The sequence below is a fragment of the Pseudoalteromonas sp. 4NS20-0020 genome (assembly GCF_057554385.1).
On record NZ_BAAJMI010000002.1, the window covers coordinates 642,954 to 656,939 of the forward strand.

7 protein-coding genes are annotated in these 13,986 nt (G+C 37.3%); 6 read left to right on the forward strand and 1 reads right to left on the reverse strand.

The window, feature by feature from the left end; genetic code table 11:
- Positions 1 to 239 precede the first annotated feature (239 nt).
- The gene (locus tag AC27JL_RS06825; protein ID WP_487195183.1) at positions 240 to 2,861 is read left to right on the forward strand and encodes an AAA family ATPase; all 2,622 of its coding nucleotides are present in this window, start codon (positions 240 to 242) and stop codon (positions 2,859 to 2,861) included.
- A 2-nt stretch (positions 2,862 to 2,863) separates the two neighbouring features.
- Positions 2,864 to 5,323, forward strand: coding sequence for a hypothetical protein (locus AC27JL_RS06830; protein ID WP_487195184.1), 2,460 nt, complete (start codon positions 2,864 to 2,866; stop codon positions 5,321 to 5,323).
- Between the two features lie 42 nt (positions 5,324 to 5,365).
- Here AC27JL_RS06830 and AC27JL_RS06835 read toward each other — a convergent pair whose 3' ends face one another.
- Entirely contained in the window at positions 5,366 to 8,518 is a 3,153-nt protein-coding gene (locus AC27JL_RS06835) for a DUF3427 domain-containing protein (RefSeq protein ID WP_487195185.1), read from the reverse strand.
- Positions 8,519 to 8,977: 459 nt separating this feature from the next.
- Between AC27JL_RS06835 and AC27JL_RS06840 the strand changes: the two genes are divergently transcribed.
- The 4 genes from AC27JL_RS06840 (at position 8,978) to AC27JL_RS06855 (ending at position 13,665) form a co-directional block, all read left to right on the forward strand.
- Positions 8,978 to 9,460, forward strand: a complete 483-nt coding sequence (locus AC27JL_RS06840) for a hypothetical protein (protein WP_487195186.1) — start codon at positions 8,978 to 8,980, stop codon at positions 9,458 to 9,460.
- A gap of 2 nt (positions 9,461 to 9,462) precedes the next feature.
- On the forward strand, positions 9,463 to 10,593 hold the full coding sequence (locus AC27JL_RS06845) for a DUF1570 domain-containing protein (RefSeq protein WP_487195187.1): 1,131 nt from the start codon (positions 9,463 to 9,465) through the stop codon (positions 10,591 to 10,593).
- A gap of 93 nt (positions 10,594 to 10,686) precedes the next feature.
- Positions 10,687 to 11,754, forward strand: a complete 1,068-nt coding sequence (locus AC27JL_RS06850; protein ID WP_487195188.1) for a hypothetical protein — start codon at positions 10,687 to 10,689, stop codon at positions 11,752 to 11,754.
- A gap of 813 nt (positions 11,755 to 12,567) precedes the next feature.
- On the forward strand, positions 12,568 to 13,665 hold the full coding sequence (locus AC27JL_RS06855; RefSeq protein ID WP_487195189.1) for a Fic family protein: 1,098 nt from the start codon (positions 12,568 to 12,570) through the stop codon (positions 13,663 to 13,665).
- The last annotated feature ends 321 nt before the right edge of the window (positions 13,666 to 13,986 follow it).

A 13,986-nucleotide genomic window follows, 5' to 3' on the forward strand; every position in this document is an offset into this window, starting at 1 on the left:
AACCTCTATTCGAGGTTTTTGCCAGGTTGCTGGCGGCAACCAAAGGGGGCATACCGCTGTCCACCCTTTGGAATCCCAAGACTCAGACCATATCTTCAACCTTACTTAAAGTTTTGTATCACTTTTAAACTAGGGAAAGGTTATTTACTAGATAGTTAATGACTTACGGCGTGTAATTATAGAACTATTGATCAATTGAGTATTTTATAAAGTATAAAATTAGAGGGACTGTTGTGGTAATGAACGTAAAAAGATTTTTCAAAAAAAATATTACTTTAGATTTAACAAAGCCGTTAAGTAGCGGTGCTATTCATGTAGATAGTTTTCTACAAACCCAAGCCAAAATTAAGTTAGATGAGTTACTAAAGTCATTTTCAAATCAGAAGGTCGTAGGAGAGGATAATTCAATCTTTGACTCTCCTCGATATAATAATACGATTTTTGTAAGTGGTCAGCGAGGGGCTGGTAAAACTACATTTCTAAAAACTTACTTATCAGAACTAAATATAGAAAGCCAAGATGGGGGAGATATTTACCCTGTTACTTTGATTGATCCAACATTAGTACATACAAATCAACCAATCTTAGTTGAAATAATTACCTGCTTAAAACGAACATTTGAAAAAGAAATAAATGGGTGTCAAAAATCAGAAAAATATCATGAATTTAGAGCTCAGTTAGGTGAACTGTCAGAAGGGTTGAAACTTCTCAAGATAAAAAAAGAAGACGTAGACCAGGATGCTTCTTGGTTTTTAAATAAAGCGATCAAGAATGCAGATAGTGGCCATAGTTTAGAGCGTAATTTAAATAAATTAATTGATATTTTACTTGAAAGTATAAATAAAAAATTATTGGTTATTGCTATTGATGATGTTGATAATGATACGACGAAAGCACATGATGTGCTGGAAACAATAAGGAAGTATTTAACTCACCCTAACATTGTAATTGTAGTTTCAGGTGACTTAAAAATTTATAGTCACATAGTTAAAATAAAAAAATTAGAAGAACTAAGTTCTCAATTATTAAAAATCGACAATAAGACTAGTGATTTAGTGGAGCACCTTGAACAACAATATCTTGTTAAAGTATTTCCAGCTGAGCAACGAATTCACTTAAAAACACTACAAGGTATTATTTCTGAAGATGATAGTATATCGATAGTTTTGAAAACTACGCATTCGGGTAATAGTACTGAGATTACAAATGCACTGGATACTTTATTAGTTAATAATTTCAATATTGATAAATCATTTATCAATACCTATAGATCTTTTATATTTGAGCAGCCAATAAGAACTATTTTACAATTGTTTAAAAATGTTGATTACAAAAACTATAGTTCTGACAACGCTACTGATTTTTCTGAGTTTATACGTAGTAGCTATATAGGTTTGCTTCAGAAAGAAGGAATTAATAGTGACAAATTATTGAGTACTTTATTGCATCAAAACGATATAGGCTTAGCTGATTTCAATATAAATTCACGATATGGTGAATTAGAAACTGGGTATTATTCACGTACCGATGGAGAACAGGATTCATACAATTCTTCTCAGATTTTTTTAGCGTCGGTCAAATCAAATTTTTTAAACTCTAGTGATAATCATATCGGAGCAGCAATACAATTGATGCTATCAACTGCTGCCACGTCGAATATTTATTTAAACTATGTAGAAGAAAAAATAAAAGAAAAAGCAAATAAGCAAGATTATATAGATTTTATAGGTATAAATAGATATAGCCCGACAACTAGTTTAGTTCCGCATTTCAGCCCATTTATATTGGATTTTAAAGGTGCAAATAGACCGGTTGTTATGGGAGGGGTTGCTCGTTTACCCCGCTCCTCAAAGCCAGGTGATAATTTTATACAATGTTTAAAAAGTCATTTTAATTTAGAGGATATAGATAGTAACTTTAGAATAAAAACGTTAAATGACTTAATAAAAAAACAAGATGAAAAAAATACAAGTTTCGTTGAATTTCTAAGCGCTAAATCAATAACGATGTCTTCGCATTCTAGTTTGACAAAAAATGAGGGAAGAGATTATTTATCAAGTTACTTGCTTCTATCGGTTATTGGGGAATTACTTAGTGCTGGTGATAATAAAATTAATTTAGATATCTTAATTTCAAAATTTGGGTCGATACAAACATTTAGCAGTCCATCATTTGTTAATATAGAGGCTCAAGGAAGTGGTGAAACTTTAGATATGGGGGTGGAAGAGCAAAATGTTGATATAACTGGAGAGGATATTGTCAATAATAATAGACTAAATGAGCTTTTAGTTAACTGGGTTGGGAAAAATAAATCCAAAGAAAATAAAGTATCATTTTTACTAGTTGGTAAAGTCTGGTCTAGGATACATTACACTTTAAATAGTATCTCTGAAATAGCTAATACAAGGAAGGTGGTAGATTCTGAAGAAAATACAAGATATATTTTTCTCGGTGAGTTAATGACTCGATGGGTTACAGGAATAATCAACTCATCACTTATAGAGGAAGCACGCTATAAACCTAAATTTGATGGATTATTAGTTAGCTCTTTAAGTAAAGCAAAAAATGTCGCTTCAGCTTCAAACGTATTTATCCAAAATCTAAATATTGTATTTAGTCACTACGAAAATAATATCGTAAAGATAAAAGAAGAACTACCGTTTACAACTTGTTTGCTTTTGTGCCCACTACTATGGCCTTTCTTTTTATCTGAAATAACAAAAGTAGAAATAAGGAGTACTTTAGAAGAAATAATAAAAAATGATTTTGATAAGATAGATTTTTTAGATGAATTGTTTTTAGAGAGACATAAAGGTTTAGAATTCGTTTCTAGGTTACCAATAATTGGTTGGAATAAGTAAATATGGCTTATATTAATCAATATTTATTATCTGATCCTCGTTTGTATAAAGATATTGTCTCTCAATTATCCTGTTTGCTAAATTCAGCAGAAAGTAGGATTGATAGCGAAAGAATCAAGCACATAACATATGCAAATTGGCAACAAAGATACTACTATTGGCCAGATCAAGTGTTTCATGGGCATTGGAAAAATTTTGAGCAGCGAAAAAAATTAGATGGCTTCTGGAGTTTAGCACTATTGGGGCAAGCTGCTCGTTTCCATTTCGATAATGATATTCGTAGACTTGCTATTCAATCAGTTAAGTTTGATTCTTGGCAGGCATGGATTTCAAAACAATCTGGTTTACCTGTAATTGCCTATCAATTGAATCAAATGCTGGACAAGTCACTTTTTAATAGTGATGTTGAATTAGATAGTATTTTAAAAAATTTAATTGGTTTCAGAGCTATTGTTTCACCTCACCATCCTTTAATTGAAAGTTACATTGACAACAATGGTTTACATGAAACACATCTACATCTCAACGGTACGACATTAATTGAGCAACTATGGAATCATGCCTTACAACATCCAGATCTAATTTTAGAAAACTTAGTTAAAGAAAATAATAATAGGGTGCAACTATTATACTCGAGTAACCCATATCTAAGCGAACCGTTAGAATATTATAAACTTTTGAAGCTAGCTCGCCAATTGAGGGAGTTTCTTCTGTCATGGTTATATCAAGACGAAAAGGCTGTAATATTAGCTAGAGAAATTTTACATAAAAATATTCTTAGTGGGGAAGAACCATCTTATTTTCCTAATGAAGAGGCCTACTGCAGTAAAATAGGTCATTGGAGTCATATTAGTGAGCTTCATTGGCAGGTTAAGTTACAGAATGAACTTAAATCTCGCATAGGTAATAACAGTATTTATGATAGCTGTTATTTATTATATGTATTGAGTATGAATTGCTATCAAAAATTATTAGTGCAAGGTAGTGATCAATATGGTTTTGACCAGTTCCAAAAGTTTGCCGACGATGGAGTGCGTGAAGAAGTAGAAGCAGAGTATAAATCTCGTTTTTTTCAATTGCATGGCCCAAATGTTATGGGGAAACCTGATCTAACAACTTTAGAAGCTAGGTTTGCCCCTAAAAAAACATTAAGCAAAAATGAAAAATTAATAAAAAGTATCTTAAGCGGTTTTTTGGCTTATGCTAAAGGTGAATGCAAACTCACTCAATCCGCTGACTTAGACGATCTATCTAAAGACATCCTAACAATTAACAGACCTAAATTGAGACTTGTGGCACATTTTATAAAACGCAAATGGGTCTCAACAGATGGGGGATATTTTTATCAAAATTTAAGAGAAAGTTTGTTGGTTTATGGTGCTGTATTAATAGAATTATTGGAGCAAAGTCCTAATTTGAAGAAAATTATTACAGGAATTGATGCTGCTGCAAATGAACTTGATGCTCCTCCAGAGGTTTTTAGTTCTTTTTATAGATATTGTAAGAAGAATGGTTTTAAAAATTTCACCTATCATGTGGGTGAGGATTTCGACCACCTAGTTACGGGGATTCGGGCTGTTTTTGATGCTGTCAACTTTTTGGATTTAAAAAATGGCGATAGAGTAGGCCATGCTACTGCTATCGGTATAGATCCCAAACTATGGTTAAACTCTATGCCTGAAAAAATTTTTATAAAGCGAATTGATTGGCTAGATAATCTACTGTTTATCAGGAAAATAGCGCTGAGTAATGTAGAAATAGATTTTTCCATTTTAAAGCTAGAAGAAGAAATTTTAAAAATTTTAGAATACTTAGGATTGGAGAAAAATATAAATATAGCTCAAAGAGTCTTTGATATGCGAGGGCTTGATCCTTTTGTTGTGAAAAGCTTTTTATTTGATGAAACTAGCACGCTAGTTGGATGGCTTAGTTCAGAGCTTGATATGGTAAGTAAGTATTCATATGAAAGTTTAGCATTTTTACACCAGAGGTGGTTCAATGAAGATTGTTTAAAATCAGCAGAAGAGCTAATAGAAATTAATATGGCTGATACATCTTCTAAATTGATTATTCAATTACAACAAAGTGTACAGCGTCTTATCTCAGAGAAACATATAGTGATTGAGAGCCTACCTACTAGTAATGTAAGAATTAGCCATTATAAAACTGTTTACGAACATCATTTATTCAGATGGCTTAGGGTACCTGAAAGAAGAGTTGAAGGTGATAGTGATATGCTAATAGCTTTAGGTTCAGATGATCCTGGGATTTTCGTAACAGATATGCGAAATGAAATTTACCATATATTTAGTACGCTAAGGCATCAATTTAATCTTGATTCGCATACTGCATTGTCATACATAAAAACATTAAATGAAAATGGTCGCATATATCATTTTAATTATGATAGTGATGTAATACGAGATAGAAAAGAAGGCTATGGCATTATAGATTTACCATGATTCATTTTGTCATTCATTTCGTCGATTAATCAAATGACTTAATCACCCAACCGCCAATTTCCCTGCCTCATGCCACACTTCACTTGGCATGGGGTTGGTTAATTCCCACGTTATATTCATCGGTTGGCCGCCGTTGTGGCTTTGGTATTTAACCTCGCCGTAGTTTACAAATCCCATAGTTCGGCCGTTTTCGTCTTTGCCTTGCTCGCGCACAAATAACAGGATGGTTTTGCCTGTTTGCTGGTGTTCAATATAACTTAGGCCGCGGCCGTGTTCTGGGCGGGCGCTGTTTTGCGTTTGCCAGTGGAACAGGGTAGGGCTAATTGCGTAGTCGTGATATAGCGTGGTGGGCGAGTAGTTTTTTTCGCATTTATTGAGTGTTACAAATAACAGCTCGAGGTTTTGGTTTTTAAATTCTAAAACGCCTTCGCGGGCGGTCGATTTTTTATCGAATGTGTGTGCCCCAAACGCGGCGAGTATCTGTTGTCGCGTGTAGCGGCTGTGTAATTTTATTGCGTGATTAGGTAAGCACGTTAAATCGCTTTCTTGCTGGTGAATGCGGTTTATTAATAGCGTAATAACTTGTTCAAGTTCCTGCTGTAGCTCTTTGTGCTTAAGTGCTTGTAAGCTTTGTTCAAGAGTTTTAAAGCCTAAACTTGTGCCTGTGTTATCCCAAAAATTGTAATGCGCCATAAGCGCGTACTGTTGGTTTTGCGCTGTTGGGGTAAAACTAAAGTCGTTGTTACATAAATCACGTAAAAAGCATAAGTAACTGAGCGAGTCGCAGCCGAGTAACTGAGTGTTGATAGCGCGGTAATACGCGGCGTAAATGTCGGCTTGCTCTGCGGGTATTTCATCGCCTTTTAAGCAGTGCCAGCCGCCGAGCTTTTTATCTTTTGGTTTGTATATATCCTCAAGGGTGACTTGCGGGTTTATGCGTAAAAAGTTACTCAGCGTAAGGGCGTCATTGGTATGTTGCGAATAGCTATTTATCAGTTGTTGTAAACGGCGCTTGGTATTTATAGCTTTCTGAATGTTTTTTAAAATCGTTTGTTGTGTGCGCTTTTGTAGCTCAATGCGGCAACCCAGTGGTAAATGCGGGAAGTTGTTTTCAATCTCGGTTTTTATTGGCTGATTACTTTTACCAATGAGTGCGCGAAACTTACACGCAAAGTCGTACTCTGGGCGGGCGTTGCCTACAAAGTCGAGTACGGTGCAGCACTGTTTTTGGCTGTTGTCGGGCAGGCGCAAACCACGGCCTAATTGCTGTAAAAACAGAGTTAGGCTTTCAGTTGGGCGTAAAAATAATAGTGTATCGACTTCTGGAATATCGACGCCTTCGTTAAAAATATCAACCACGCAAAGTATTTGTATTTCGCCTTGACGCAGTGCTTGTTGTTTGGTCGCGCGCTCATTAGTGTTTTTGCTGGTGAGTACATCGGCGTTTATGCCTGCTAAGTTAAACTTTTTAGCCATAAATTCTGCGTGTTTTTGGCTTACGCAAAACGCGAGTGCTTTAATAGCGTGAACATTGGTTACGATATCAGCAAGGCTGGATATAATTTTGTTAGCGCGGCTGTTCTCGCCTGTATAAAGGTTACTTAGCTCGCTTATATCGTAACGGCCGCCTCGCCATGTTATTTGGCTTAGGTCGGTGTCGTCATCTAATCCAAAGTATTGAAATGGGCATAAATGGCGTTGGTTTATTGCCTCTGGCAAGCGTATTTCGGCGGCTATTACACCGCAAAAGTCATCGAGTATATTTGCGTCATCTTGTCGCTCTGGTGTGGCGGTTAAGCCAAGTAATATTGCGGGCGTAAAGTGGTTTAAAATGGCGCGATAACTGGTAGCGCTTACGTGGTGTACTTCGTCTATTACTATATAGTCGTAGTAATCATGCGTTAAATTAAGCGATTCAATTTGGCTGTTTAGCGTTTGGATGGATGCAAATAATTGGTTATAGCGTTGTGGTTTGTAGTTACCTACCCACAGCTCGCCAAAGTCGTTATTTTTAAGCACGCCACGGTAAGCGCTTTGCGCTTGTTTTAGTATTTCTTCTCGGTGGGCGACAAATAAAAAGTGTGCGTTTGGGTTTTTATCGTAAACATTTTTAAAGTCGAATGCCGATATGATTGTTTTACCTGTGCCGGTTGCGGCAACTACTAAGTTTTTAAAACGATTATGTACGCTGCGCTCAACGCTTAGCTTTTCTAAAATAGTGAGCTGATGCGTTTTTGGTGTTATATCAAAATAAAACTGGCTGCTTGATTGCCCAACACCGCGCTGCTCGTTAAGTGAATTTATGAGCTTTTCTTTACATTCAGCTTTGCCTGTAAATAGCTCAAAATCTGGCGATTGCCAGTAGGTTTCAAAGGTACTTTTGGTTTTGGCTATTATGTGCGGGATTTCTTGCGCTGTAATTTTTAAGTTCCACTCAAGGCCGCTGGTAAGTGCCGAATGCGATAAATTAGACGAGCCAATATAACCAGTATGAAAACCCGTATTACGCATAAATAAGTAAGATTTAGCGTGTAGGCGCTCTTGCTGGTTATTGTAACTTAGCTTTACCTCGGTATTTGGTAAGTTTGCTAAAAACTCAACGGCTTTGGCATCCGTTGCACCCATGTACGACGTGGTAATTACTTTGAGTTTATTGCCACTTTTGGTGAATGCTTCAAGCTCATTTTTAAATATGCGCAGCCCTGTCCATTTTATAAATGAGACAAGCCAGTAAATAGTGTCAGACGATTTAATCTCGCGCTTTAGCTCGGTTTCGAGCGATATACCTGCATTAGCACCGCTAAACAATTCGCTTTGTGTAAGCCCCGTAAGTGGGAATATATCGTGAGAGTAATCTTTAAGGTTGGCCGCAATAGGATTTTGGGTATTAAACAGCGCGGTGAGTATTCGGCCTTGGCTGTCGATAAGATTTTCGTCGATCAGCTTGTCATCGCAAATATGATCTTTAAGCCAAAGTACAAGGTTGTTAGCTAGGCTAATTTGTTCTTGTAGGCGCTCGTTTGAGTTCGGAATGGCATCGATTGCATGCGTTACAAGTTTACCCAAAAAGCGCGAAAGCCATGTTGCGGCTTCGGCCGTTTCAAGCTGTCGCTCGCCCACATAAAATTGATCACGATTTAAGTTTTGCTCAATTACTTGCGTAATTAACTGCTCGTAAATACCAATTTGCTGCATTAAAACCACTCCCTGTTTGCGAGTAGTTAGTTTACTAAAAAGTGCATTGTAAACAAGCATTAACTCATTATTGAATTAAAGACTAATGCCAAAACAATTCCCCCGTCATTTTGCCCGAAAAGACTCAATTCATGAGTAATTGATTGCATGGAAGCAATCGAAGCCGTGACTTCGCCATGGACGGCGAATACACGGCAGTTACGTTCATATCGATTTAGACTTTGAGGTAATTGCAAAATACTCGGGGCGCCGTGGGGTTCCAAGGGGCGGTCGGCGGTATCCGCCCCTTGGTTGCCATCGCCAACGCGATATAAGTAAATTATTTTAAAAGCTGCGCTTTCGCGCAAGCAAGCTCTGCACCTACAGATTTATTAATCATTGTATTTATAAATTAACAGCAATCACTTATATTCTGCTTTATAAAAATAAATTTTAAGCACTGCAAGTAAAGGAAAAGTGATGATTAAATGGATTTTGGTAGTTTCAACTACTTTATTTACCGCTGAAGTTTTTGCCGGCGATGCTTACTCGCAATCGCGTTGCGATGGCATTAAAAAAGAGCGTGAACATATTCGTTCAAAAATGCGCCAGGGTTACAAAGCCGCTGAAGGTGAAAGACTCAAAACTCACTTTACTTTTTTATTTAAACAGCTTGCTAATCATTGCGATAAACCCAAAAAAGCCGCTACACGCCAATACGTTAAACCTGCACGGGCTTACTCTTCAAATAACAGTACACTACTGAATCAAAAAGTGGCGACTATGTCTTTATATAGCGATAGCTATAGTAATAAAGCAAAGCTAGATGCATGGTCAAAATTTTATAAGTTGCCTGAGCGCTGCCGTAAAAAAGGAATGAACACATCAGAGTTTGTTTGGTGCAGTGAATATAGGGGTAAACAAAAAGCATTGTTTGAAGCGCAGTGGAAAGGGAAGCCGTAATTATGTTTAAAACTAAGTTGCGTGTTGTGTTTATGTTTTTTGTGTTTGTAATTGCTTGTGGTTTAGTGGCTAACCATTTGACGGGGCGTGTATTTAATTTTTACGATCCGATTGGTGAAGTTAAGCGCATTTATAAACGTTTAAGCACACAAAATTTAGAACCATCGGTAACAAAAACAGCAATAAATAAAAGTGCTATTAAAGTTCAGGGCAATAAAACGTCTACTGACTTTCATTTTCCGCAGGCTGATATTACTCGGTGTGTTGATACATCTTTAGGGGAAGTTAAATATGAACGCAATGGCGATATTTATACTTGGACAGATAGCCAAGGCGTTGTGCATTTTACCGATGAAAAACCTAACTTTGCAGTTGCAACGTACGATTCAGGTTTTAAAGCGCCGCTCGATTACTTTGATTTAACCTTAAATACCCCTAAGTTACCGTCGTCTTTTAACCAAGCTTTACGCATAAAGCTTAATACTGTTTTTAAGGTTTATGGTCAAATAATTGGTGTGCACGCACTTAAAAAAGTGAAGTTAAATTTGACTGTTTTGCCTACTAGAGGCTCTTATGAGGTGGCTATTAAGCAGCGCGGTGGCGACCCTACGAACACAGTGGGCATGTATTTTCATGCTAGTAACTCTGCGTTTATAGAGTATAGAAATACTCAAAATGCAATGAGCACAGCGGTGCATGAAGCGGTTCATGCGATTAATAAAGCTGTACTAGGTTATACGCCTAGGTGGTTAAATGAAGGGTTTGCAGAGTACTTTGAAATTATTAAAAACCATATGCAAACCGGTATTGTAGAGCCTAATAATTCGTGGACAATAAATAATAAACTCGCTAAGGGCGTTTTTAATATTAGCAGGTTAATAGGTTCAGAAGAGTCGTGGAAACAAAACAATACGAGTAAATTATACGCAAGTAGTTGGGCGACAATTTACTTTTTGATGGATTCATCGCAGGGGAGAATATTACTTAAAAATATAATGCTAGCCGAGCAGGAGTCCCCTTGTAATAAATTGCAGCCCAAGCAGTTAAAAAACATGCTGCACTCTCAGTTTCCTAATTTAAGTAAGGTTTATGCCCAGTGGTTAAAAACACCGTTTAAGGCGCATAACTTTTAATAACAATGACATTTTAGTTATTTTTAGCGTTAGCCCTAGTGTGAGTTTTGTTTTTTAAGTATTGTTGTTTAACTATTATGCTGAGCTAATTTAATGAAAATAAAAACACGTCATTTATTGTTGTTGGTTGTGGTGTTGCTGGTTTTACACTTTTTTTATAAACCAAATACCGCTGTGGTTGAAGTAAATAACTATACGCACAAAGCTGAAAACGCTGAGAGTTATACGCATGTGTATACTACTGAAACCGTTAACTATAAGCGTGTTAGTAATGTAGCCAGTAAAGTAAAAGCTCAGCCTAAAGCTGCTCCAGTGCAACAAAATAGTTGTGAGTTGGTTCACGACCCTGAAGAACTTGAATACGCGCAAAGTGAGCTGTCGCAGTTAAACAATAATCTCGATTTTACAGCCGAACAATTTGATATAGGCCCTTACACCTCTGTTAATTTAATTACTCCTAATGTAAATGACGATTATCATAAAACGCTGCGTATTCGTTTATTTGAAGCATACGAAAAGTATCAAAACTTATTTGGTTTATACCCCGACAAACCCATTTTAATGAACTTGGTTGTATTACCTAATAATTATTACGACGATTATGTGTCGCGCTTTGGGGCTTTACCAAGCAACAATGCGGGGATTTACTTTGGTAAAAATAATACGGCGTTGGTGAGGTTTGACCCGGCCGATCCGCAAAGTAGTTTACGCGTAGCAATTCACGAGGCAATTCATGTTATTAATTTTAATTTAATTGGCAGTACCCCTAGGTGGTTAAACGAGGGAATAGCTGAGGTTTTTGAAAACACGCTGATTTATAAAACTAACCGAACTATTGCTATTCCTACCTACCGTGTACGCCGCACGTATATGGAGTTTAGGTCGTTAATTGATTCAGAGGCGTTGTGGGAGCAGCAGTCTTACCGTGGCGATTTATACGCTAATGCGAATAATTGGTTGGCGTTTTTTATTCAGCATAAGCAGGGCAGAAGGGTGTTAAAGGCGATTGTGCAGGCTGAGGCTAAAAACCCGTGCAATTCGCTTGAGAATGAGGTGATTTTAAATGCGCTTTATACCTATTTTATAGATTACGAGCAGGCGTATTTAGTGTGGTTAAAGGCATCGCAGCAGGTTGAGGGCGAGTTTATTCCTGTTTATTAAAGTGTGTTAGTTATTTAAAAGCGTAATGCACAAAGAGAACAAAATGAGGAGTAAATGAGAAGAGCCACTTGATCACTTATCTAAAAGCGCAGCGTCTCTAAACCTCTTTGTGAATAATTGGGTTTTCGGGCTTTAATGCACAAAGAGAAGCGAATGAGGAGCCAAAGTGAATAGGGCTATTTTTAGCTTGGTTTTGTAGACGTAGAGCTTGCTCACGTTAGAAGCGCAGCTTCTTGCTAAAAAATAAATATCACCACAGAGTACACCGAGGCGCTTCGCGCTACACAGAGAAAAAATTAGTAATGTTAGTTACTTCTCCGCATCTTTTTTCTTAACTTTTGGTGCTGAAACAATCACCTTTCAACCCCCGTAAAAGCGTTGCTTTTAAACGCCAGTAAGCTGCGCGTCTACCAATAAATTTAACCTCTTTTTTAATAATAGGTTTTTAGGGCTTTAATGCACAAAGAGGAGTGAATGAGGAGTCAATGAGAAGAGCAAAGCTACTTGATTTAAGTTATTGGTTTTAATAACGAGTCACTTGATCACTTTTCTAAAAGCGCAGCGTCTCTAAACCTCTTTGTGAATAATGGGGTTTTAGGGCTTTAATGCACAAAGAGAAGCGAATGAGAAGAAAATGAGTAGTCAAAGCGCGAAGTAAAATTGCATCTACAAATATTTAAATTACGGTTGCCTATAATTTAAAAAGCGGTGGTGCTTGCAAAACAATGAGGCAATTAATGCCATTAATCGCCTCATTGAATGAGGCGATTAAATCATATAGACTGAAGTTAACTAACTTAAGGGCTAAAGACTATGTGGATATGGCAGCAACAAAACTGGCCAAACTTTACGTGGGATTATGCGTCGCTTGCTCCCTTACTAAGTGAACTTTCATATAACCATGGCTTATTAGTGGGCCGTATGGGCGTGCAAAGTGCCCATCAAAAGCAGCAAGCTCTTGATACTTTATTAGCAAATATTATTCACTCTAGTGCGATTGAGGGTGAAAAGCTTAATGCATTTTCGGTTCGCTCTTCGCTCGCTAAAAAGCTCAATATTAACGAGAAGCCTTATCCCACAACTGTGCAAAGCGACAATCTTGCAGAAATTATGCTTGATGCAATAACTAACACAGATTCAGCGCTTGGTTTAGAAAGGGTGCTTAACTGGCATCGTTTATTATTTGCAGATGAGCAAAGCTTGTTTACTAATATTGAGGGCGGGCAGTTGCGTGGCGGTGAGCCAATGCAGGTGGTATCAGGGCGTTTAGATAAACCGGTATTACATTTTACAGCGCCACATAAAAAGTTAGTAAACAAAGAGCTGTCGCTATTTTTTGATTGGTTTAACAACACGCAAAACGATCCACAAATAGACCCTTTTATTCGTGCTGCTATCGCACACTTGTGGTTTGTAACAATACATCCGCTTGAAGATGGTAACGGGCGCATAACACGACTTATAACCGACCTGGCTTTAGCACAAAAGTATGCAGAGTCTATTCGGTTTTATGCTATGTCGGTGGCTATTTTAGACGATCGAAAAAGCTACTACGAGGTGCTAGAAGCCACGCAGCGTGGCGGGCTTTGTATAACACAGTGGATTAAATGGTTTTTAAATACGCTTAATAATGCGATACACCATACGCTTAAAAATATTGAGCAAACAGTTTTTAAAACTAATTACTGGGCAAGTAAAGAGCAAACAAAACTAAGTGAGCAACAAGTAAAAGTAATTAATAAATTACTCGATGGCCAATTTGAGCACGGAATTAGTGCCAGTCAGTATCAAAAGGTAGCTAAAGTCAGTCGTGCGACTGCCACACGGCATTTAGCCGATTTACAAACATTAGGTTTCATAACAAAAACAGCTGCCGGTGGGCGCAGTACACGTTACACAGTTGCTCAATGAGGCAATTAAATGGCTATTTGACTCATTGATTGAGGCAAATAGGTGTGTTTAAGTTAAACGAGTAGTGCTGAATGCTTTAATTAAAGCGAAAGGTAAACTTTCGTCCATAATTTAAAAGCTTTGCTTTTAGGGCTTTAATGCACAAAGAGAAGCGAATGAGGAGTAAATGAGAAGCCAAGTGATGGTGTTAAGTGATCTTTTTATTACCACAGAGCACACCGAGGCGCTTCGCGCTACACAGAGAAAACATTAGTAATGTTAGTTACTTCTCCGCATCTTTTTTCTTAACTTTTGGTGCTGAAACAATCACGTTTCAACCCC